Genomic DNA, 19,575 nt, shown 5'->3' on the forward strand with positions numbered 1-19,575 from the left:
CTGATCCCCGAGGAGGCAGAGATGCCGCAAGTGCCGATGGTTTCGCCCCTGCCGGTTTCGTCCGCGCCGGACATTGCCGCGCCGCGCGTCACGCGCCTTGGCACCGAGCGCTGGCACGACGTGGTGGACCCGGTCTGGGCGCGCCTGCGCAACGAGGCCGAGGAGGCCGCCGAGCGCGAGCCTCTGCTCGCCGGCTTCTTCACCAGCGCCATCCTCGGCCAGCCGAGCCTGGAAGCCGTGATCGGCGAGCGCATCGCCGCCCGTCTCGGCGACACCGATCTGCCGGGCTCAGCCATCCGCGCCGCCTGGCTCGATGCGGTCGCCCGCGACAAGGACATCTCCCAGGCCCTGCGCGCCGACGTGATGGCGGTGGTGGACCGCGATCCCGCCGCCGACCGCACGCTGGAGCCGGTGCTGTATTTCAAGGGCTTCCACGCCATCCAGTCGCACCGGCTGGCCCATTCCCTGTGGAACAACGGGCACAAGGATTTCGCGCTCTATCTCCAGAGCCGGGCCTCTTCCGTCTTCGCCGTGGACATCCATCCGCAGGTACCGATCGGGCGGGGCGTGTTCTTTGACCATGCGACCGGTATCGTCATCGGCGCGACGGCGGTGATCGAGGATGACGTTTCCATCCTCCAGGGCGTCACGCTCGGCGGCACCGGCAAGGAGAGCGGCGACCGGCATCCCAAGATCCGCCGCGGCGTGCTCATCGGCGCCGGGGCCAAGGTGCTGGGCAACATCGAGGTGGGCCGCTGCGCCCGCGTCGCCGCCGGCTCGGTGGTGCTGAAGCCGGTGCCGCGCAACTCAACCGTGGCCGGGATCCCGGCCAAGGTTGTGGGCGAGGCCGGCTGCGCCGAGCCCTCGCGCTCCATGGACCAGATGTTCGAGGACAACATCTGGTCCGGTGCGGACATCTGACCCGGCCGGCTTGAACGCGCGCCCGATGGCGGCCATAAGGCGGCCATCCGCTCTCAGGAGGACACCCCTTGGACAAGACCGAGATCGAGCAGGTGCAGCGTTATATGCGGAACCTCTTCAACAATCCGCAGATCAACGTGGCGGCCCGCGCGAAGCCGAAGGGCAGCGCCGAGGTGTTCCTCGGCGAGGAAGCCATCGGCACTCTGGACAAGGACGAGGAGGACGGCGAGCTTTCCTACCATTTCCGCATGCCGGTTCTGGATAAGGACGCTCCGAGCTACCTCCGCACCAAGTTCGGCAATCCGAAGTTCAAGGTGGTTGCCTTCGCCAAGTCGAAGGACACGGCCGAGGTCTATCTCGGCGATGATGCCATCGGCACCCTCACCAAGGACGAGGAAAAGGGGAAGGCCACGCAGAACTTTCGCATGGCCATCTTCGAGACCGATCTGGAGTGAGCGCGCGGTAAGGGTTTCTCCCTCGAACCGTCCACGTCCTTTTTCCCTCGCTCTCCCCTTCTGCCGCCGTCGCCCTCCGGCTCGACCGGAGGGCCATGGTCTGGCCCGGCGCCGGTGCGGGAGGAGAGGTGGGTCCTCCGGTCGAGCCGGAGGACGACGGTGGGCTACAGCCCGCTCCGGCGGTCACACTTTCCACCATACGCTTGCGCCTTCCCCTGAACGCGCTACACCTCTGGCATACTGAATCCGGAGGGGAGGGCGCCGTGGCGCTGCTGGAGGTTTCGGGCGAGCGGTTCAGGGTGGAGGTGACCGGGCCGGTGGGCGCGCCGCCGCTCATTCTCTCCCACTCCCTCGGCTGCACGCTCGGCATGTGGGACGAGGTGGTGCCCCTGTTCCCCGGCCGCCGCCTCATCCGCTACGACGCCCGGGGCCATGGCGAGAGCGCCGCGCCGGATCAGGTCTATGCCATGGGCGATCTCGGCCGGGATGTGCTGGCCATCATGGACCGCCTCAGTCTCTCCACCGCCGATTTCTGCGGCCTGTCGCTCGGCGGCATGGTGGGCCAGTGGCTGGCGCTGAACGCGCCGCAGCGCCTCACCCGCCTTGTGATCGCCAACACCACCGCCCATGCTGGGCCGGCGCGCTTCTGGGATCATCGCATCAAGGCGGTGCGCAAGGACGGCACCGGGCCGATTGCCGATTCCGTCATCGACAGCTGGTTCACGCCGCAGTTCAAGGCCCAGCGTCCGGCGCGGGTGGCGGAGGTCCGCGCCATGGTCACGGGCACGAAGCCCGCCGGCTACATGGGCACCAGCGCCGCCATGCGCGATATGGATTTCCGCGCCGACCTTCCGCGCATCGCCACGCAGACGCTGGTCATCGTCTCGGACGGCGACCGCTCCACGCCGCCGGCCTGGGGCGAGACCATCGCGGGCGCCATTCCCGGCGCGAAGCTGGCGCGGCTGCCCGGCGGGCATCTCTCCGCCATCGAGCAGCCTGAGGCTTTCGCGCGGACCGTCTCCACGTTCCTGGAATAGCCGCGCGCCTGCGCCGCGCCCGCCGGACGTGACATCGCACGGCGCTTGTGGAAGATGCCGCGCAAAGGCATGGAGGCGCGGCATGGCATCCCTTCACGGCGGTCCGGACCACGATCACGATCATGGCGGCCAAGGCCTAGGGTCCCACGACCACGGCTCCCACGACCACGCGGGTCACGACCATGGCGGACATGCGCACGCCGGACGTGCGCACGGTGGCCATGCCCACGGCCACGGCGGTCACGGCCATTCCCATGCCCCGCCGGATTCGCTCCGCGCCTTCGCCATCGGGGCCGGGCTGAATCTCGGCTTCGTCATCATCGAGGCGGGGTTCGGCTTCTGGTCCGGCTCGCTCGCCCTGCTGGCGGATGCGGGGCACAATCTCTCCGACGTGCTCGGCCTGCTGCTCGCCTGGGGCGCCGCCTGGCTGTCGCGCCGCGCGCCGACGGCGAAGCGCACCTACGGCTATGGCCGCTCGTCCATCCTCGCCGCGCTCGCCAATGCGATGCTCCTGCTGGTCGCCACCGGCGGCATCATTCTGGAAGCCTTCGGCCGCATCTCCCACCCCGAGCCGATCCAGACCGGGATTGTGATGGTGGTGGCGCTGGTGGGCGTCGGCGTGAACATCGGCACGGCGCTGCTGTTCATGGCGGGGCGCAAGGGCGACCTGAACGTCCGTGGCGCCTTCGTCCACATGGTGGCCGATGGCGCGATCTCGCTCGGCGTGGTGGTCGCGGGCGCGGTGATCGCGCTCACCGGCTGGCTGTGGCTCGACCCGGTGGTGTCGCTGGCGATCTCCGTCGCCATCATCGCCGGCACCTGGGGGCTGCTGAAGGACAGCGTGAACCTCGCCATGGACATGGTGCCCGAGGGCATCGACCCTGCAGCGGTGGAGGCCTATCTCGCCGGGCGTCCCGGCGTCAGCGAGGTCCACGATCTCCACATCTGGGGCCTCAGCACCACGTCCGTGGCGCTCAGCGCGCATCTGGTCCGGCCGGGCGCCGACCTCGACGACGATTTCCTGTCGGCGACCTGCGAGGGGCTGAAGGCGCGTTTCGGGATCGTCCACCCGGTGCTTCAGGTGGAGCAAGGGCGCATGCAGTGCGCCCTCGCGCCGAAGGACGTGGTGTAGGGGAGGGCGCGGGGATCAGGCGGCCTTCGGCGCCTGCAATCCTTCCAGCGCCTCGCGGGCGATGGGCAGAAGGCCCTCGCCGCCGTGAGCCACATGCTCGGCAATCTTGGTGCGCATGCGCGGGTCCCAGAACTTCCGGATGTGGGTGCGCGTCGCCTCCACCGCCGCCTCGTGCTTCTGCGCGGCGAAGGCGGTGGCGATCTGGTTGGCCATGTAGACGAGCTTTTCGGTCGAGTTATGCGACATGGTCCCGTTCCGATGACGCGGGCGCGATGCGCCCGGGATGGGTGAAAATCTCGAAGCCGTCGTCGCGCACGATGGCGGCAAGGGTGATGCCCGCCGCATCCGCCGTGCGGATGGCGAGTGAGGTGGGTGCAGACACCGCCGCGATCACACCCACGCCCAGCACCGCCGCCTTCTGCACCATCTCGATGGAGACGCGGCTGGTGAGCAGGAGGAGCCCACGGGCGGTGTCGAAGCCCGCGTCGGAGGCCATCCCGACGAGCTTGTCCAGGGCGTTGTGGCGGCCTACATCCTCGGCGAGGGCGAGGATGCCGCGTCCGGGCTCGAAATAGGCAGCGGCATGGACCGCCCGCGTCTCCCGGTTCAGCGCCTGGAGGGGGCCGAGGGCGGCCATGGCGCCCAGCACCACGTCGGGCGCGAAGGAAGTCGTGGTCGTGACATGGGCCGCGGGCTTCACCGCCTCGGCCAGGCTCTCCACTCCGCACAGGCCGCAGCCGGTGGGGCCGGCGAGCGCGCGCCGCCGGGCGGAGAGATGCTTCATCTTCTCCTCGGCGATCCACATGCGCGCCTCGATGCCCTCATCGACGACGATCACGTCGCGGGAGAAAATCTCCTCCTTCGCCGCGACGATGCCCTCGGTGAGCGCAAATCCCAGCGCGAAGGCGGCGATGTCGGTCGGGCTCGCCATCATCACAGCATGTGTGGTGCCGTTGAAGGTGAGGGCCACCGGCACTTCCTCCGGCACCGCGCGGGTGCCGGAGGAGAGCGCACCATCCCTGATCTGCACACGCTCCACCCGCCGCGCCGGAGGGGGCGCGGGGAGGTCTGAGGGGAGCGGGCAGGTGGGTTCGTCGGTCATGGTTTCATTCAGATGGGGGCACCTGAGGGCGGCGGGAAGGGGTTGCACTCCGCTTAGCTCCCCTCTCCCCTTGCGGGAGAGGGGGCGCGAACGTATGGGGCGGCTCCCTCCCCGGATGGGCGCTGACCTCTCACTCCGCCGCGATGCGGCGGCTCTTGCGGCTGAGGTCCTCGTATTCCTCCTGCCACTGGGTCGGGCCGTTGGAGGGCGAGATCTGCACCGCCGTCACCTTGTATTCCGGGCAGTTGGTGGCCCAGTCGGAATAGTCGGTGGTCACCACGTTGGCCTGCGTCACCGGGTGATGGAAGGTGGTGTAGACCACGCCGGGCGAGACGCGATCGGAGATCACCGCGCGCAGCGAGGTGGAGCCGGCGCGGCTGTCCAGCTTCACGAAATCGCCGTCGCGGATGCCCCGCAGCTCGGCATCGTGCGGATGGACTTCCAGCACGTCCTCCGAATGCCAGACGGAGTTCTCGGTGCGCCGGGTCTGGGCGCCCACATTGTACTGGCTGAGGATGCGGCCGGTGGTGAGCAGCAGCGGGAAGCGCGGCCCGGTCTTCTCATCGGTGGGCACGTACTCGGTGAGCATGAACTTGCCCTTGCCGCGCACGAAGCCGCCGATGTGCATGATGGGCGTGCCTTCCGGCGCCTTCTCGTTGCAGGGCCACTGCACCGAGCCCAACTCGTCGAGCAGCTTGTAGTTGACGCCGGCGAACGAGGGGGTCAGCGCCGCGATCTCGTCCATGATCTCGGACGGATGCTGGTAGTTCATGGGGAAGCCCAGCGCGTTGGAGAGCATCTGGGTGACCTCCCAGTCCGCGTAGCCGTTCTTCGGCGCCATCACCTTGCGGATGCGCTGGATGCGGCGCTCGGCATTGGTGAAGGTGCCGTCCTTCTCGAGGAAGGAGCAGCCCGGCAGGAAGACGTGGGCGTAGTTGGCGGTCTCGTTCAGGAACAGGTCCTGCACCACCAGGCACTCCAGCGCGGCAAGGCCGGCCGAGACGTGCTTGGTGTCGGGGTCGGACTGGAGGATGTCCTCGCCCTGCACATACATGCCCTTGTAGGTGCCTTCGACCGCCGCATCGAACATGTTGGGGATGCGCAGGCCCGGCTCCTCATCGAGCCCGACGCCCCATAGGGCCTCGAACGCGGCGCGGGTGGCGTCGTCCGAGATGTGGCGGTAGCCCGGCAGCTCGTGCGGGAACGAGCCCATGTCGCACGAGCCCTGCACGTTGTTCTGGCCGCGGAGCGGGTTCACGCCCACGCCGTTGCGGCCGATGTTGCCGGTGGCCATGGCGAGGTTGGCGATGGCGATGACGGTGGTCGAGCCCTGCGAATGCTCGGTCACGCCCAGCCCGTAATAGATCGCGCCGTTGCCGCCGGTGGCATAGAGCCGCGCCGCGCCGCGCACCGCCTCGGCGGAAACGCCGGTATACTTCTCCACCGCCTCGGGGGAGTGGCGCTCCTCGGCAACGAAGGCGGCCCATTCCTGGAACTCGTCCCAGTCGCAGCGCTCGCGCACGAACTGCTCGTTCACCAGCCCTTCGGTGACGATGACATGGGCCATGGCGGTCACGATCGCCACGTTGGTACCCGGGCGCAGCGGCAGGTGGTAGGCCGCCTCGATATGGGGCGAGCGCACCACGTCGGTGCGGCGGGGATCCACCACGATCAGCTTGGCGCCCTGGCGCAGCCGCTTCTTTAGGCGCGAGCCGAACACCGGGTGGCCGTCGGTCGGGTTGGCACCGATGATGAGCACCACGTCGGTTTCTTCGACGCTGTCGAAGTCCTGCGTGCCGGCCGAGGTGCCGTAGGTCACGGAGAGGCCGTAGCCGGTGGGCGAGTGGCAGACGCGGGCGCAGGTGTCGACGTTGTTGTTGCCGAAGCCGCCGCGGATCAGCTTCTGGACGAGGTATGTCTCCTCGTTGGTGCAGCGCGAGGAGGTGATGCCACCCACCGAGCGCTTGCCATACTTCTCCTGGATGCGCTTGAACTCGGAGGCGGCGTAGGCGATGGCCTCCTCATAGCTCACTTCCTTCCACGGCTCGTGGATGGAGGAGCGGATCATGGGCTTCAGGATGCGGTCCTGATGGACCGCATAGCCATAGGCGAAGCGGCCCTTCACGCAGGAATGGCCACGGTTCGCCTTGCCGTCCTTGTAGGGCACCATGCGCACCAGCTCGTCGCCGCGCATCTCTGCCTTGAAGGTGCAGCCGACGCCACAATAGGCGCACGTCGTCACCACCGAATGCTCGGGGGTGCCGATGTTGTACATGGCCTTCTCGTTCAGCGTCGCGGTCGGGCAGGACTGCACGCAGGCGCCGCAGGAGACGCACTCCGAGGTGAGGAAGCTCTCGTCCATGCCCGGCGAGACGCGGCTGTCGAAGCCACGTCCGGAGATGGTGAGCGCGAACGTGCCCTGCACTTCCTCGCAGGCGCGGACGCAGCGGTTGCAGACGATGCACTTCGACTTTTCATAGGTGAAGTAGGGGTTGGACTCGTCCTTCCCGAGCTTCGTGTGGTTCTCGCCCTCGTAGCCATAGCGCACGTCGCGCAGGCCGACGACGCCGGCCATATCCTGCAGCTCGCAATCGCCATTGGCGGAGCAGGTCAGGCAGTCCAGCGGGTGGTCGGAGATGTAGAGCTCCATCACCCCCTTGCGGATCTTCTTGAGCCGCTCGGTCTGGGTCTTCACCACAATGCCGTCCATAACCGGCGTGGTGCAGGAGGCGGGCGTGCCGTTGCGGCCCTCGATCTCGACGAGGCAGAGCCGGCAGGAGCCGAAGGCGTCGAGCATGTCGGTGGCGCAGAGCTTGGGGATCTGGTTCCCCACCTCCATGGCGGCGCGCATGATGGAGGTGCCTTCCGGCACCTGCACCTTCATGCCGTCGATGGTGAGCGTGACCAGCTTCTCCGACTTGGAAGCCGGCGTGCCGTAGTCGATTTCATGGACGAGGGACATGTCGTTCCTCCAATTATTCTGCGGCGGCCGGCAGCTTCGGCGTGGCGCCGAAGTCTTCCGGGAAATGGGTGAGGGCGCTGACGACGGGGTAGGGCGTGAAGCCGCCGAGCGCGCAGAGCGAGCCGAGCTTCATGGTGTGGCAGAGGTCTTCCAGCAGGGCGAGATTCTGCTCGCGCTTCTCGCCGGCGACGATCTTGTCGATGGTCTCGACGCCACGGGTGGAGCCGATGCGGCAGGGGGTGCACTTGCCGCAGCTTTCGTGGGCACAGAACTCCATGGCGAACTTGGCCATGTGGGCCATGTCCACCGTGTCGTCGAACACCACGATGCCGCCGTGGCCGATGAGCGCGTCCTTGGCCGCGAAGGCCTCGTAGTCGAACGGCGTGTCGAACTGGTGGACCGGCAGATAGGCGCCGAGCGGCCCGCCCGCCTGGACCGCCTTCACCGGACGGCCGGAGGCCGTGCCGCCGCCGATCTCGTTCACCAGATCGCCCAGCGAGATGCCGAACGCGGTCTCGAACAGGCCGCCATGCTTGATGTTGCCGGCAAGCTGGATGGGCATGGTGCCGCGCGAGCGGCCCATGCCGAAGTCGCGATAGAACTTGCCGCCCTTGTCGAGGATGATCGGCACGGTGGCGAGGGAGACGAGGTTGTTGATGACCGTGGGCTTGCCGAACAGGCCCACATGGGCCGGCAGCGGCGGCTTGGCGCGCACGAGGCCGCGCTTGCCCTCAAGGCTCTCCAGCAGCGAGGTCTCCTCGCCGCACACATAGGCGCCCGCGCCCATGCGCATTTCCATGTCGAAGGAGAGGCCCGAGCCCATGATGTTGTCGCCGAGCAGGCCCGCCATGCGCGCCTTCTCGATGGCCTTCTCCATCACCACGAAGGCGATGGGATATTCCGAGCGGCAATAGACGAAGCCCTTGGTCGCGCCCACGGCGAGGCCGGCAATCGTCATGCCCTCGATGAGGCAGTAGGGGTCCGCCTCCATGATGAGGCGGTCGGCGAAGGTGCCGCTGTCGCCCTCGTCGGCGTTGCAGACGATGTACTTCTGGTCGGCCGGGGCAGCCGCCACCGTGCGCCACTTGATGCCGGTCGGGAAGCCGGCGCCGCCACGGCCGCGCAGGCCGCTCTCGAACACCTCTTCCACGGTTCCGGACGGTCCAAGATCGATGGCGCGCTTCAGGCCACGGTAGCCGCCGTGCGCCTCGTATTCGGTGAGGGAGAGCGGATCGATGATGCCGATGCGGGCGAAGGTGAGGCGCGTCTGCTTCTTCAGCCAGGGCAGCTCATCCACCACGCCGATGCACTTGGGGTGATCGGCGCCGTGCAGGAAGCCGGCGTGCAGCAGCTCATCCACCTCGGCGGGCGTCACCGGGCCATAGCCAATGCGGCCACGCTCGGTCTCGACTTCCACCAGCGGCTCCAGCCAGAACATGCCGCGCGAGCCGTTGCGGGTGATGTCGGCGGTGATGCCGCGGGCGAGGAGGCCGGCCTCAAGTCGCTTGGCGACGCGGTCGGCACCGCATGCGATGGCGGTGGCGTCGTTGGGAACGAAGATGCGGGGGGACTTCATCACACCTCTCCGAAGTGCTTGCCGGCGGCGACGCACTCGGCGATTTCATCGACGGTGGCGCGGTCGAGGCGGCCGACCAACTGCCCGTCCACCAGAGCAGAGGGGGCGCAGGCGCACAGGCCGAGGCAATAGATGGGTTCGAGCGTCACGCGCCCGTCGGCCGAGGTCTCGCCCATGGCGACGCCCAGCTTCTCTTCCGCATAGGCGGTGAGGGCGGTGCTGCCCATGGCCTGGCAGGCCTCGGCGGCGCACAGCTTCACCACTGTGCGGCCCGGCGGCTCGCGGCGGAAGTCGTGATAGAAGGTGAGGACGCCATAGACCTCGGCGCGGGAGAGGTTGAGCGTCTCCGCGATCATCGGCACCACCGGATCGGGCACGAAACCGAACGTCTCCTGCATGGCGTGCAGGATCGGCATGGTGGCGCCGTCGAGATGCTTGTGCTCCGCGATCACCTGCGCTGCGCGCTCGGTGTTCCAATCCTCATAGACCGCCATGGACGTCTCGCTTTCCCCAACTGTCCGAGGCCGCGTTGCCGCCGCTTCGTATTGCTTGGAGGAAAGTGTGTCACACGCGGGCCTTCAATCAAGGCAGCTGTGGGATGTTGCGATAGAACATTTCTATCAAGAGGCTTGCGTTCAAGACCGTCCCTGACCGCATTTCAACGCGCTGGCCTGCGTCAATCCGGTCAGTCTGGGATGGTTCTTGGTATATTGATCGTGTTTTTCTATGCGGACACGATTTTGGGAGCGGCGATTGCCGTCCCTTATTGTTGCATTGCAGCAATGGCTGGATCGGCCAATGTGGCCTGCTCCAGCTTCGGCGCGATGCGGCGGGCTTCCGCAACGAGAGCAGCGGTAATGGGCGTCGTCGGCTCGCGATGGGGCACCACAAGGCCGATGGAATGGGAAATGTCCGGCTCCAGGATCGGGATGGAGCGCACCGTGGAGGTCAGCCCCAGCGAATCCGCCAGCATGGCGGGCATCACGCTCGACCACAGTCCCGTGCGCACGTGGGTGAACAGCACGATCATGGAGTTGGATTCCAGCGTCGGCTTGTGGCTGGCGCCGGCGGCGGCGAGGAGATTGTCCACGATCCGTCGGTTCTGCATGTCAGGGGTGAGAAGGGCGAGCTGCAACTCGGCCACCTCCGCCCAGGTGACGCTCTCACGGTCCCCGTATTTGGCATCGGCGGCGGTGACGAGGCGGTAGCGCTCGCGATAGAGCGGCACGGTGTTCACCCGGCCGAGCGGCTCGTTGTCGAGATAGGTGAGGCCGGCGTCGATCTCCAAATTCTCGAGGTGGTTCAGGATCTCGATGGAGGTGCGCGAGATCACCGTGAAGCGCACATCCGGATGGCGCGCGCGGAACGGGGTCGTCAGCGCCGCCACCATGGGCAGAGCGGTGGGAATGGCGGCGATGCGCAGGGGGCCGGCGAGGCCGCGTTTCAGCGCATCGATGTCCTGACGCATGGCGCGGGAATCGGCCACGATCCGCCGCGCCCATTCCAGCGTCCGCTCGCCCTCGGGCGTGAAGCCCATGAAGCGGGAGCCGCGCTGCACCAGCAGCACGCCGAGCGTGTCCTCCAGCTGTTTAATCCCGGCGGAGAGCGTGGGCTGGGTGACGCCGCAGGCCTCGGCCGCCCGGCCGAAGTGGCGTTCACGCGCAAGTGCGATCAGGTATTCGAGCTTGTCTATCATGCCGCCATATCAGTGCGGCGCGGGGGCGTGCGCAAGGCGCCATCGTTGCCGCACCGCAGCGGCTCGACATCTCATCCACTTCAATCGAACACCACCGGCATGGTCGGGGAAGCGGAGCTGCTCTGTCCGGCGGTAACCCGGAGGTGCATTAGATGATTCGCGCAACCCTACTCTCGCGAACGTGACCTTGAGCAGAGGAACCGTCCCCAGCCAATTAAGGTTATATTAGGGATGGCGATGGTGCGGCGGACCATCAGCCGGAATCGGGGAAAGGGAGTCCCGCGATGCCCCGCGTTGCCAATGGTTCCGTTCTGATTTCCGTGGTCGTGATGATGCTTGCCGCGCTGCTGGTGGCGACGCCTACCCTCGCGGTGTTGACGCAGCCGCACGAGCGCCCGGCCGAGACGCCGAGGCCGCCTGTTCAGCACGTGTCCGCCTTCGCTTGAGATCGTACTGCGCTGATGCTTGGCTGAGGCTTGCGGGGCCGCTTTCTTCGGCGCTGCGCCTCAAGCCCGCGAGACAGCCTTGGAGCTGGCGAAGGTGGGGGGTGCCTGCGGCTTCGCGCGCGTCACGCTCCATTCTTTCCCGCGAATGCTGAAATGCGCACGCGGCGCCGTTCTGCGGGGGCCGCGTGACAGAGGGCTTGTGACGCGCTGTCGGGGGCTAGCTGCCGGGCGTTCCTGAAAATGGGTGGAGACATGGCGGTGCGATTGGGGCAAGGCGTACAGCATGTCGGGCTGGCTTGCGCGGGGAAGGGGCCGCGAGCGCTGCTTTCCGCCGTCGCGGTCGGGCTGATGCTGGTTCTGGCTCCGCTCGGCAACGACGCATGGGCTCAGTCGCGCGGGCTGTTCCCGTCCCACGGCGGCTCACCGCTCGGCGACTTCTTCTCAGCCCTGTTCGGCGGACGGCCCTCCTATCGTCCTGTGGAGCAGCCCCGCATCATCGTGACGCCCCGCATCATCTACGGTTCGCCCAGCTATAGCGGCGGCGGCCATGGCTATTGCGTGCGGACCTGCGACGGACGCTATTTCCCGCTTCCCGGTCGCGCGGGGGCGGAGAAGAGCGATCTCGCGCAATGCGCCGCCTTCTGTCCCGCCGCCAACATGACCGTGGTGAGCACGTCTGACCCCGCGCGCGGCATCGATGGCGCCGTCACCCGCGACGGCAAGCCCTATTCGGAGCTGCCCAATGCCTATGTCTTCCGCCAGCGTCTGGTGGAGGGGTGCACCTGCAACGGCAAGGTCGGCGGCCTCACCCATGTCGATGTGATGGCGGATCCCACCCTGAAGCGCGGCGATGTGGTGATGACATCCGAAGGCAGCCGCGTCTTCACCGGCAAAACCAAGGCGCCGCCCTATCGCGCCGCGGATTTCGTCGAGCCGTCCCGCTTCCCCGAGCTCCCGCGCTCCATGCGGGCGCGCCTCGACGAACTGACGGTGGCCTCGCGATAGGCGCTGCCGCTAGCTCTTGGGCCGCTGGCGTTCGAGGTTCAAGGCGACCGCGGCGCGGATGAGGGCCTTGAACGCTTCGGCATCCACCTCATCGCCCTGCCGGATATCGATAGCCCGGCGCGTCCCGCCGCCAAGGCTGGCATTGAAGAGCCCGGCGGGATCATCCAGCGCCGCGCCTCTGGCGAAGGTCAGCTTCACATAGGCCTTGTAGACCTCGCCCGTACACAGGATGCCGGCATGTTCCCATGTGGGCACGCCGGCCGGATTGGTGGGCTTCACCCACTTCACCGCTTCGGTCACCTCGGGATCGGCCTCGTGGATCAGGGCGCGCACGCGGGCGAGGACATCGCCGCGCCAGTCCGCGAGCCCGGCGATCTTCTCGTCGATCCGGCCGGTGGGGGAAGCGGCATCACCCATGCGTTCTTCCTGGCTGCCCAAGCGCCGGCCTTGCCGCCCTGACGTTCAGACGGCGGCCCGGCTGCGCGACGATTTGCGATTGCGGCGGACGGCGCCGCCCGCCGAAGCGCTCTCGGCCGCGGCGTCGGCCATGTCGGCGTCGGTTATGTCGGCGTCGGGGGCCTCTTCCTCGTCTGCGGGCGCGTCTGTCTGGTCCAGAAGCGAACGAATGCGCGCGGCGAGATCGCCGGCGGCACCGTCGGCCACTGCCTGGCGGATGGGCGACCCGTCGCCCTCCATCCGGGCGGTCAAAGCGGCGAGGCGTGCGGCGAGGTCGGCCATGCTTTCGCGCAGGAGCGCGTTGTCTGCCGCGTTGGCAGGAGCAATTTCGCTCGCGAGGGGGGCGGGAGCCGGCGGGCCGCTATCGGCGCTGCGACGCTGCACCGCTTCTTCCATGAGGGCATGGTCGGCCTTGAGCATGCGCAAGGCATCTTCCAGCCGCCGGTTCTCGGCCTCGGCCGCGACGAACTCGCTGGCGCGGCGCTGCTCGAAGGCGTGGACCACGGCGCGGTTGGCGTCGAGATCGGTCTCGGCCGTCGCAAGCGACTGGGCCAGCCGGTCGCGTTCGGCCTCAAGCGCGGCGATGGCCTGAGCGCGCGCCTCGCTTTCCGCCACCTTCAGGGCGAGGGCTTCCTGCGCCTCGGTGAGATCGGTCGAAAGTTCGGTCGCCGCCTGGGCGGCGATGGCGCGGGCTTCAAGGGTCGCGGCGCGCTCGGCGTCCAGGGTGGCAGAGGTCTCCTCCAGCCGGCGCGTGGTGTCGGAAAGGCGGGCGCCCAGGCTCGCCACGTCCGCTTCCAGGGCGGTGATGCGCGTGCGGGCGGCGGCAAGAGCCTCCTCGCGCGCCTTCAACGCCTCGGCCTGCGCGCGCGCATCGCCGGTGAGCGTGCCGTGCGCGGCTTCCAGCGCGGCAAGGGCGGCGACACGATCGGCCAGCGCCTCTTCCAGACGGGCGACCGTCGCCGTGCGGTCGGTGAGCTGGTCCTGCGTCTCGCCCAGCAGCACGTCGCGCTCGGCGCTGGTTGCCTGCAGTAGGGCGTGCTGGGCCTGGAGGGTCTTCAGCTCGCCCTCCAGCTCGAAAGTGCGTTGACGCTGGGTCTCGATGGTGGCGGCATTGGCGACGATGGTGTCGCGCATGGCGTCGGATTGCAGCTCCAGCCGCCGCTGATTGAGCGCGAAGAAGGCGCGCTGCTGGTCCTTGTCGGCCTGCACCTCGAAGATCGAGATGGGAACCGCCGCCTCCACCCGCTTGGTGGTGAGCCGGACGGCCCGGTGCCAAACGGCGGGCAGCACGAGCAGAGCCACGAGCGTCGCGATCAGCACGCCCAGCATGAAGTACATGATCTGCTCGATCACGCGCGCACTCGCCCTTCGCCTAGAGGCACGCCGGCAAGGACACCGCCGTCACCTGAGCCGCGCCTGCCTGTCGGCGGGCGCCAGCGCCATTCATGCCATGGCCCGCGCGCCCGTGCCAGCGCCGTGCGCGGGGGAACTGCTCAGAAGGGGTTCCAGGTGGGGTTGGGGGTGAACTTGAGGTAGCCGAGGTTGGCGCCGAGGCGCACGCCCACGCCCGAGCGGATCGGAACCACCACGATGCCGTCGGCGCCGAGCGCGGTCATGCCGAATCCCGCCACCAGATAGGCCGAGCCGGAGATGCCGCCGAAGCGGCGGAAAATGTCATCGACGCTCTTCAGATTGTAGACGAGGATCATGGTGCGGGCGCCGTCGCCGCCGAAATCCCACCCCACCGAGGGACCCTGCCAGTAGATCTTCAGGTCACCGGCGTTGCGGGTATAGAGCACGCCCTCGCCGTAGCGCAGGCCGCCGATGAAGGCGCCGGCGCCTTCCTGGCCCAGGATGTAGCCGTTGGGCTGGCCCCACTGGCCCACCGCCTTCTCGATGGACAGCGCCAGCCCGCGGGAGACGCTGCCGAAGAACGAGTGGCCCTTGCTCACCAGTTCGTTGGTTGAATAGTTCTGTGGCGCCGTCCCCTGTTGTGCGGCGGCCGGGGTGAGCCCGGCGGCGAGCGGCAGGCCAGAGACAACGCCCATGGCGACCGCGAGCGCGCGGGCGGTCTTCAGGAGGCGTGAAGAGAAGCGCACGGAAGCAAAGCGCAAGGGAGAAAAGCGCATGGGGTCTCTCGCGGTGGGCTTCGGCCGAAGGGCTTCAGCAGGCGGGCGGGCGGCGGACTCGCAAACGACGGACATTCGAATCGGCCCGATTATGGCGAGCAGTGTGACCGGGCAAAGGCGCTCGGTCGCTTGTCCCGCGCCGTTGCGCCACAATCACCATCGTCGCTGCGTGTTATCGCGACGTTAATCGGCGGAGTTCGCCCGCGCCGGGCCGCCGGCGCCCCAGGCAATGAAGCCGTGGACCTTGTAGCCGTTTTCTTGATGCCCATAGGTGAGCGGGCTGCCATCCGGGCGGGTCACGCTGCCGCCGGCCGCCGCCACCAAAGCGTGGCCGGCCGCGCTGTCCCATTCCATCACGGTCCCGAGGCGGGGATAAAGGTCCACCTTGCCCTCGGCGAGCAGCCCGAACTTCAGCGCCGAGCCGGCGGGAATGCGCTCGGCCACCGCGTAGCGGCCGATCAGGGCGTCGGTCGCGGGATCGCCATGGGAACGGCTCGCCGCCACCACGATCGGACCTTCGGGCACCCTGCGGCAGCCGATGGGCGTCCAGTCCTGCGCATCCACCGCGGCGCCCGGCGCGCGGATGGCGCGGAAAGCGGCGCCCGGCCGGCCGGCGAACAGCAGCGCCCGCGCCGGGGCATAGACGACGCCGAGCACCGGCGTGCCATCCTCCACCAAAGCGATGTTCACCGTGTACTCGCCGTTGCCGGAGATGAATTCCTTGGTGCCGTCGAGGGGGTCCACCAGCACGAAGCGGTTGCCGCAGTTCACCTGCGCCCCCAGCGCCATGGCCTCCTCTGCCACCACGGGAACGCCGGGCAGGAGGCGGGCCAGCGCGGCGCAGATGATCGCCTCCGCCGCATGGTCGGCCGCCGTCACCGGGCTGAGGTCCGCCTTGTGGCTGGGGTCGATGCCCTCGGCCTCGATGCGCCGGATGGCAACGCCGGCCTCAAGCGCCGCCTCCGCCAGCCCCGCGAGGATGGCGGCATCGGTGGGCGCGGGGGAGCGGGGAGGGCGCTGGGTCATGATGGGTCTCGATCGTCTCGCTTCAGGCGTCTCTAGACGGGCGCGGACCCCATGTCGATGCGGGGCGGCGATGCGGGGGGGCGATGCGGCGGGCGGGCCGGCGCCGCTTGTGGCCCTTCCCGGCAGCGGTGTATCAGGGCCGGCCGTCCTTCGAGACGGATTCGCTGTTCGAGACGCATGCGGTGCCCGGCGCCGTCTCCGTCGCCGCCCCGGGAAACGTCATGTCCGCCGACGCCCCCCGCATTCCGCTTGCCGTTTCCGCCCTCGATCTCGGCGCGCTCCTGTGCTCGCGGGTCTGCCACGACGTCATCAGCCCGGTGGGCGCCATCGTCAACGGCCTCGAGGTGCTCGAGGATGAGAACGCCGCCGACATGCGCGACGTCGCCCTCGACCTCATCGCCAAGAGCGCCCGGCAGGCCTCGGCCCGGCTTCAGTTCACCCGGCTCGCCTTCGGCGCGGCGGGCTCGGCCGGTGCGCGGCTTGATACCGGGGATGCCGAGCAGGTGGTGCGCGGTGTCATCGAGGATCAGCGCACGGCGCTGGAATGGACGCTGCCGCGTGTGCTGCTGCCCAAGAACCGGGTGAAGCTGCTGCTCAACCTCGTGCTGCTGGCCGGCACCACCGTGCCCCGCGGCGGCGTCATCCGCGTCACCGGGGCGGGGGAGGGGGACGACGTGACGTTCGCCCTCGTCTCCACCGGCCAAAGCGCCCGCATTCCGCAGGGGATCGAGGCACTGGCCAACGGCACCCTGCCCGAGGGCGGGCTCGACGCCCATTCCGTGCAGCCCTTCTATGCCGGCCTGCTGGCCAGCGACTGCGGCCTTTCCATCGGCTTCACCCAGGACGGCGATACGGTTACCCTGACCGCTGCCTGATCCTATCCGAGGACGTGGCATGAGCGTTGCCGCCCGGCTTCTCCTGCTTGTCGCGCTGCTCTGCGGCGCGCTGGGGCTGGTGGCTGCGGTGACGGTGGCAGCGACCGGCGTCGCCATGGCCCACGCCGGTTGCCCGCATGAAACGGCGCGGGCGGCTCCGGCGGCGGGGAAGCGCGCACACGACCGGTGCCGGTGACGCGACGGTCCATGTCGCGTCGGGACCGTCAGTGGCATCCGCGACGCATCATCCGTCGCCCGCAAAGGCGCGACTGGCTTCGACGGCTGAATTTCCGATCCATTCCCACGCAGGCGGCCCGTCGATGCCTTCCGGCCCGTCCTGCTGCTAGGGTTCGGGTTGTCTGATGACCTGCCACTGGGTCGTGCCGACGCTTGACCTCGCGCCCGGACCGGACGGTCCCGGCCAACGCGTCGGCTTTGCCCTGTCGGGCGAACGGCCGGCTGTTGGACCCGAGGTCCAGCTCCCGCCCCCGCGACACCAGGCCTGACGGCCACGGTGCCGGCCCCAGGGCGCCGAACACGTGTTCCATCTATGAGGAGAGACCCATGCGGTCCCGCATCTTCGCGGCGCGCCTTGGCGCGGCCGTGCCTTTCACCCTCGTTGCCGCCGTCTGCGCCGGCATCCTGTCCATCGCCCCGGCGGCGGCCCAGTCGGCCATGCCCGGCGGGCACGACATGCACAACATGTCCCCTGCCATCGGCACCCCGGCTGCCGCCGACACGCCCTCCACCGCCGCGTTCAAGGCGGCCGGGGCGCGGATGCACAAGGATATGGACATCGCCTATTCCGGCAACGCCGACGTGGATTTCGTGCGCGGCATGATCCCCCACCACGAGGGCGCCGTGGCCATGGCGAAGGTCGAGCTCGCCTTCGGCAAGGATCCCGAGATCCGCAAGCTCGCGGAGGGCATCATCAAGGCGCAGGAGGAGGAGATCGTCTTCATGAAGGCCTGGCTCGCCCGCGCCGAGGCGCGTGCCCCCTCGAAGTAGCCGGCCCCAAACGCATGAGGCCCCGCCGGAGCGGGGCCTCATGTCGAAGCGGGAAGGGGAAAGGGGATCAGACCGCGATGCGCTCGGCGCCGTGCATGGGCTCGCGCAGCACATAGCCGCGGCCCCATACGGTCTCGATGTAGTTCTTGCCGGCGGACGCGTTGGCCAGCTTCTTGCGCAGCTTGCAGATGAAGACGTCGATGATCTTGAGCTCGGGCTCGTCCATGCCGCCGTAGAGATGATTCAGGAACATCTCCTTGGTGAGGGTGGTGCCCTTGCGGAGCGAGAGCAGCTCCAGCATCTGATATTCCTTGCCGGTAAGGTGGACGCGGTTGCCCTCCACCTCGACGGTCTTGGTGTCCAGGTTGACGATGAGATCGCCGGTCTGGATCACCGACTGGGCGTGGCCCTTGGAGCGCCGCACGATGGCGTGGATGCGGGCGACCATCTCGTCCTTGTGGAAGGGCTTGGTGAGGTAGTCGTCGGCGCCGAAGCCGAAGCCCTTCACCTTGTCTTCCGTATTGGCGAGGCCCGAGAGAATGAGGATCGGCGTCTTCACCTTCGCCACGCGAAGGGAGCGCAAGACCTCGAAGCCGGACATATCGGGCAAATTCAGGTCGAGAAGGATGATGTCGTATTCGTAGACCTTGCCGAGGTCCACGCCTTCCTCACCGAGGTTGGTCGTATAGACGTTGAAGCTCTCGGTCTTCAGCATCAATTCGATGCCTCGGGCCGTAGCACTGTCGTCCTCGATGAGCAAGACGCGCATGGCTATCCCTTTCCTCGCAACTAGCCGAAAGGCGGCGGCGCCGACTTTCGTTGCTCGGCCATCGGGGTGATTCGCGTTACGTGTGTAGAATCGTTAACAGAACTCGATTCCTGACCACAAGAGTCTGCGCAAAAATCTTTGTGCATGGGAGTCAAGACTGACTCCGTTTCAGGCACTTAAGGTTTTTCCACAGGCTCACGCAAACGCCCGACCACCCCTGACCCGAGCCCCTTGATCCGGCGTCCAGCTGATGGCGCGGCGGCGCATCACCCGAACCGTAGCGTCATCATTAACGAAGGCGGTAAACGATTGGTTGCCGCCGGGGCGGTTCGTGCGATTTTCCTGCAACAGCGACGCCGCAGGTAAGGAAAGGGCAACCAGCACAGGACATTCTCATCACCCGGAGGCCCCGGCGCACATGGGCGGGCAGCCTGGCAGAAGCTTGGCAGAAAGCTTGGCATTCAGCTTGGCAGGCAACATGGGCAATGACCGAAGGGCAGCGTCATAAGTACCGGAGTAGACGCCGATGAAGTCGCGTGACCCCCTGATCCGTGCCAAGCGGTTCCAGATCGACGATGCGCGCCGGCGCCTCGCCCAGATCGACACGATGATTGCCGAGTTCGAGCGCATGGCCCAGGAACTCGACCGCGACATCGCCGCCGAGGAGGCGCGGTCCGGCATCACCGACCCGCGCCATTTCGCCTACCCGCCGCTGGCCCTCGCCGCCCGCAACCGCCGCGACAACCTGCGCCGCTCGGCCGACGACCTCAAGGTGCAGCAGGACGAGGCCAAGGCCACGCTCGCCGAGGCGGAAGCCGACCTCGCCCTCGTGGAGGCGGCCGGCGAGATGGACCGTTCGTCCCGTGTGGACAACGCAACCCGCCGTCCCCCCTTGCGGCCCACCGCGCCGGTGCGGCTCTGAGCGCAGTCCAGCTTGCGTTTCAAGGGGGTAGTGGGGTAACCGTCGCTGCGGTGCGGGA

At 68.1% G+C, this 19,575-nt stretch carries 21 protein-coding genes; 10 read left to right on the forward strand and 11 right to left on the reverse strand.

Annotation, left to right across the window (positions count from 1 at the left end; genetic code table 11):
• The first annotated feature begins 21 nt into the window (after positions 1 to 21).
• The 4 genes from cysE to J2126_RS21110 all read left to right on the forward strand — a co-directional run bounded on the left by cysE (position 22) and on the right by J2126_RS21110 (position 3,545).
• A complete protein-coding gene (cysE, locus tag J2126_RS21090; RefSeq protein ID WP_209488781.1) occupies positions 22 to 921 on the forward strand; it encodes a serine O-acetyltransferase in 900 nt (299 codons plus the stop codon).
• 68 nt (positions 922 to 989) lie between these two features.
• Positions 990 to 1,376: a DUF3126 family protein gene (locus tag J2126_RS25505; protein ID WP_024279618.1), complete on the forward strand. Its 387-nt coding sequence runs from the start codon at positions 990 to 992 to the stop codon at positions 1,374 to 1,376.
• Positions 1,377 to 1,639: 263 nt separating this feature from the next.
• Positions 1,640 to 2,413, forward strand: a complete 774-nt coding sequence (gene pcaD / locus J2126_RS21105; RefSeq protein ID WP_209488782.1) for a 3-oxoadipate enol-lactonase — start codon at positions 1,640 to 1,642, stop codon at positions 2,411 to 2,413.
• Between the two features lie 82 nt (positions 2,414 to 2,495).
• A complete protein-coding gene (locus J2126_RS21110; protein ID WP_209488783.1) occupies positions 2,496 to 3,545 on the forward strand; it encodes a cation diffusion facilitator family transporter in 1,050 nt (349 codons plus the stop codon).
• A 15-nt stretch (positions 3,546 to 3,560) separates the two neighbouring features.
• On the opposite strand, the gene J2126_RS21115 is transcribed toward J2126_RS21110, so the two are convergent.
• The 6 genes from J2126_RS21115 to J2126_RS21140 form a co-directional block, all read right to left on the reverse strand.
• On the reverse strand, positions 3,561 to 3,791 hold the full coding sequence (locus J2126_RS21115) for a formate dehydrogenase subunit delta (protein ID WP_168456475.1): 231 nt from the start codon (positions 3,789 to 3,791) through the stop codon (positions 3,561 to 3,563).
• Positions 3,781 to 4,647 (reverse strand): formate dehydrogenase accessory sulfurtransferase FdhD, encoded by an 867-nt coding sequence (gene fdhD / locus J2126_RS21120; RefSeq protein WP_209488784.1) that lies wholly within the window; start codon positions 4,645 to 4,647, stop codon positions 3,781 to 3,783. Before fdhD ends, J2126_RS21115 begins: the two co-directional genes overlap by 11 nt.
• Positions 4,648 to 4,777: 130 nt before the next feature.
• The gene (gene fdhF, locus J2126_RS21125; protein ID WP_209488785.1) at positions 4,778 to 7,609 is read right to left on the reverse strand and encodes a formate dehydrogenase subunit alpha; all 2,832 of its coding nucleotides are present in this window, start codon (positions 7,607 to 7,609) and stop codon (positions 4,778 to 4,780) included.
• Positions 7,610 to 7,622: 13 nt separating this feature from the next.
• Positions 7,623 to 9,185 (reverse strand): formate dehydrogenase beta subunit, encoded by a 1,563-nt coding sequence (locus tag J2126_RS21130; RefSeq protein WP_209488786.1) that lies wholly within the window; start codon positions 9,183 to 9,185, stop codon positions 7,623 to 7,625.
• Entirely contained in the window at positions 9,185 to 9,679 is a 495-nt protein-coding gene (locus J2126_RS21135; RefSeq protein WP_209488787.1) for a formate dehydrogenase subunit gamma, read from the reverse strand. The genes J2126_RS21130 and J2126_RS21135 overlap by 1 nt, the downstream gene beginning before the upstream one ends.
• Before the next feature lie 269 nt (positions 9,680 to 9,948).
• On the reverse strand, positions 9,949 to 10,881 hold the full coding sequence (locus J2126_RS21140) for a LysR family transcriptional regulator (RefSeq protein WP_209488788.1): 933 nt from the start codon (positions 10,879 to 10,881) through the stop codon (positions 9,949 to 9,951).
• Between the two features lie 284 nt (positions 10,882 to 11,165).
• On the opposite strand from J2126_RS21140, the gene J2126_RS21145 reads away from it, so the two are divergent.
• Together J2126_RS21145 and J2126_RS21150 are read left to right on the forward strand one after the other, a co-directional pair.
• A complete protein-coding gene (locus tag J2126_RS21145) occupies positions 11,166 to 11,327 on the forward strand; it encodes a hypothetical protein (RefSeq protein WP_209488789.1) in 162 nt (53 codons plus the stop codon).
• Positions 11,328 to 11,675: 348 nt separating this feature from the next.
• Positions 11,676 to 12,332, forward strand: a complete 657-nt coding sequence (locus tag J2126_RS21150; RefSeq protein WP_209488790.1) for a DUF2865 domain-containing protein — start codon at positions 11,676 to 11,678, stop codon at positions 12,330 to 12,332.
• A 9-nt stretch (positions 12,333 to 12,341) separates the two neighbouring features.
• Here the strand turns inward: J2126_RS21150 and J2126_RS21155 are convergent, their stop codons facing one another.
• The 4 genes from J2126_RS21155 to cysQ form a co-directional block, all read right to left on the reverse strand.
• Positions 12,342 to 12,749 carry a DUF1801 domain-containing protein gene (locus J2126_RS21155; RefSeq protein WP_209488791.1) on the reverse strand — a complete coding sequence of 136 codons (408 nt, stop codon included), beginning with the start codon at positions 12,747 to 12,749 and terminating at the stop codon, positions 12,342 to 12,344.
• Positions 12,750 to 12,794: 45 nt separating this feature from the next.
• The gene (locus J2126_RS21160) at positions 12,795 to 14,141 is read right to left on the reverse strand and encodes a hypothetical protein (RefSeq protein ID WP_209488792.1); all 1,347 of its coding nucleotides are present in this window, start codon (positions 14,139 to 14,141) and stop codon (positions 12,795 to 12,797) included.
• A 140-nt stretch (positions 14,142 to 14,281) separates the two neighbouring features.
• On the reverse strand, positions 14,282 to 14,836 hold the full coding sequence (locus J2126_RS21165) for a DUF1134 domain-containing protein (RefSeq protein WP_245328052.1): 555 nt from the start codon (positions 14,834 to 14,836) through the stop codon (positions 14,282 to 14,284).
• 264 nt (positions 14,837 to 15,100) lie between these two features.
• Positions 15,101 to 15,943, reverse strand: coding sequence for a 3'(2'),5'-bisphosphate nucleotidase CysQ (gene cysQ / locus J2126_RS21170; protein WP_209488793.1), 843 nt, complete (start codon positions 15,941 to 15,943; stop codon positions 15,101 to 15,103).
• Positions 15,944 to 16,164: 221 nt separating this feature from the next.
• Between cysQ and chpT the strand changes: the two genes are divergently transcribed.
• From chpT to copM, 3 genes are all read left to right on the forward strand, one after another.
• On the forward strand, positions 16,165 to 16,818 hold the full coding sequence (chpT, locus tag J2126_RS21175) for a histidine phosphotransferase ChpT (RefSeq protein WP_209488794.1): 654 nt from the start codon (positions 16,165 to 16,167) through the stop codon (positions 16,816 to 16,818).
• Positions 16,819 to 16,837: 19 nt separating this feature from the next.
• Positions 16,838 to 17,014 carry a hypothetical protein gene (locus J2126_RS21180; protein WP_209488795.1) on the forward strand — a complete coding sequence of 59 codons (177 nt, stop codon included), beginning with the start codon at positions 16,838 to 16,840 and terminating at the stop codon, positions 17,012 to 17,014.
• Between the two features lie 368 nt (positions 17,015 to 17,382).
• Positions 17,383 to 17,826, forward strand: coding sequence for a CopM family metallochaperone (gene copM / locus J2126_RS21185; protein ID WP_209488796.1), 444 nt, complete (start codon positions 17,383 to 17,385; stop codon positions 17,824 to 17,826).
• 67 nt (positions 17,827 to 17,893) lie between these two features.
• Here the strand turns inward: copM and ctrA are convergent, their stop codons facing one another.
• Entirely contained in the window at positions 17,894 to 18,595 is a 702-nt protein-coding gene (ctrA, locus tag J2126_RS21190) for a response regulator transcription factor CtrA (protein WP_024279602.1), read from the reverse strand.
• A gap of 526 nt (positions 18,596 to 19,121) precedes the next feature.
• On the opposite strand from ctrA, the gene J2126_RS21195 reads away from it, so the two are divergent.
• Positions 19,122 to 19,517 carry a flagellar export protein FliJ gene (locus tag J2126_RS21195; RefSeq protein ID WP_209488797.1) on the forward strand — a complete coding sequence of 132 codons (396 nt, stop codon included), beginning with the start codon at positions 19,122 to 19,124 and terminating at the stop codon, positions 19,515 to 19,517.
• Positions 19,518 to 19,575: the final 58 nt, after the last annotated feature.

The organism is Xanthobacter flavus (assembly GCF_017875275.1).
Classification (GTDB): domain Bacteria; phylum Pseudomonadota; class Alphaproteobacteria; order Rhizobiales; family Xanthobacteraceae; genus Xanthobacter; species Xanthobacter flavus_A.

Bases quoted from the DNA above. Each gene is read 5' to 3' on its own strand.
- J2126_RS21135 (WP_209488787.1), bottom strand. From the start codon at position 9,679: ATGGCGGTCTATGAGGATTGGAACACCGAGCGCGCAGCGCAGGTGATC.
- J2126_RS21110 (WP_209488783.1), top strand. From the start codon at position 2,496: ATGGCATCCCTTCACGGCGGTCCGGACCACGATCACGATCATGGCGGC.
- J2126_RS21180 (WP_209488795.1), top strand. From the start codon at position 16,838: ATGAGCGTTGCCGCCCGGCTTCTCCTGCTTGTCGCGCTGCTCTGCGGC.
- fdhD (WP_209488784.1), bottom strand. From the start codon at position 4,647: ATGACCGACGAACCCACCTGCCCGCTCCCCTCAGACCTCCCCGCGCCC.
- J2126_RS21155 (WP_209488791.1), bottom strand. From the start codon at position 12,749: ATGGGTGATGCCGCTTCCCCCACCGGCCGGATCGACGAGAAGATCGCC.
- J2126_RS21115 (WP_168456475.1), bottom strand. From the start codon at position 3,791: ATGTCGCATAACTCGACCGAAAAGCTCGTCTACATGGCCAACCAGATC.
- J2126_RS21195 (WP_209488797.1), top strand. From the start codon at position 19,122: ATGAAGTCGCGTGACCCCCTGATCCGTGCCAAGCGGTTCCAGATCGAC.
- cysE (WP_209488781.1), top strand. From the start codon at position 22: ATGCCGCAAGTGCCGATGGTTTCGCCCCTGCCGGTTTCGTCCGCGCCG.
- ctrA (WP_024279602.1), bottom strand. From the start codon at position 18,595: ATGCGCGTCTTGCTCATCGAGGACGACAGTGCTACGGCCCGAGGCATC.
- cysQ (WP_209488793.1), bottom strand. From the start codon at position 15,943: ATGACCCAGCGCCCTCCCCGCTCCCCCGCGCCCACCGATGCCGCCATC.
- copM (WP_209488796.1), top strand. From the start codon at position 17,383: ATGCGGTCCCGCATCTTCGCGGCGCGCCTTGGCGCGGCCGTGCCTTTC.
- J2126_RS21140 (WP_209488788.1), bottom strand. From the start codon at position 10,881: ATGATAGACAAGCTCGAATACCTGATCGCACTTGCGCGTGAACGCCAC.
- fdhF (WP_209488785.1), bottom strand. From the start codon at position 7,609: ATGTCCCTCGTCCATGAAATCGACTACGGCACGCCGGCTTCCAAGTCG.
- chpT (WP_209488794.1), top strand. From the start codon at position 16,165: ATGTCCGCCGACGCCCCCCGCATTCCGCTTGCCGTTTCCGCCCTCGAT.
- J2126_RS21165 (WP_245328052.1), bottom strand. From the start codon at position 14,836: ATGGGCGTTGTCTCTGGCCTGCCGCTCGCCGCCGGGCTCACCCCGGCC.
- J2126_RS21150 (WP_209488790.1), top strand. From the start codon at position 11,676: ATGCTGGTTCTGGCTCCGCTCGGCAACGACGCATGGGCTCAGTCGCGC.
- J2126_RS21130 (WP_209488786.1), bottom strand. From the start codon at position 9,185: ATGAAGTCCCCCCGCATCTTCGTTCCCAACGACGCCACCGCCATCGCA.
- J2126_RS21145 (WP_209488789.1), top strand. From the start codon at position 11,166: ATGCCCCGCGTTGCCAATGGTTCCGTTCTGATTTCCGTGGTCGTGATG.